This window comes from Bartonella sp. MR168JLCBS, from assembly GCF_042194175.1.
Genome location: NZ_JBHIMP010000410.1, coordinates 1 through 680, shown reverse-complemented (window position 1 = coordinate 680; position 680 = coordinate 1). Strand labels below are relative to the sequence as shown.

Below are 680 nucleotides of genomic sequence, written 5' to 3'. Positions count from 1 at the left end.
TTTTTACACCAAAAGATGGTCAAAAAGATAGACAGTTTCAAAAGGTCCGTTCTTTAGGATCTGGATTTGTGATTGATGCGCTAAGAGGGCTGATCGTTACAAATTATCATGTTATCGTTGATGCTGATGAGATTGAAGTTAATTTCACCGATGGTACAAAGCTAGAGGCAAGATTACTTGGAAAGGATAGCAAGACTGATCTGGCATTGCTTCAAGTGGATGCAGGAAGTAAAAAGTTAAAAGCCGTACGTTTTGGTGACTCAGAAAAGGCGCGTATTGGTGATTGGGTTATGGCTATTGGTAACCCTTATGGTTTTGGTGGAAGTGTAACAGTTGGTATTATTTCTGCACGCAATCGTGATCTTAATGCTGGTCCTTATGATAATTTTATTCAGACGGATGCAGCGATTAACCGAGGCAATTCTGGTGGTCCTTTATTTGATAGAAATGGTGAGGTGATTGGAATTAATACAGCAATTATTTCGCCCTCTGGAGGGTCTATTGGTATTGGTTTTGCTATACCATCGGACATGGCTCTTTCTGTTATCAATCAGTTGCGTAGTTTTGGAGAAATCAGACGTGGTTGGTTGGCTATTCGTATTCAACCAGTGACAGAGGATATTGCAAAAAGTTTAAAACTAGAAAACGCTGTGGGGGCGTTGGTTGCAGGTAAAATGGAA

Annotated in this window: 1 protein-coding gene; it reads left to right on the top strand. The window is 40.3% G+C overall.

The features are described 5' to 3' along the window. The coding region (locus ACFIK8_RS11660; protein ID WP_375669519.1) for a trypsin-like peptidase domain-containing protein at nt 1-680 on the top strand (680 nt) is incomplete at both ends.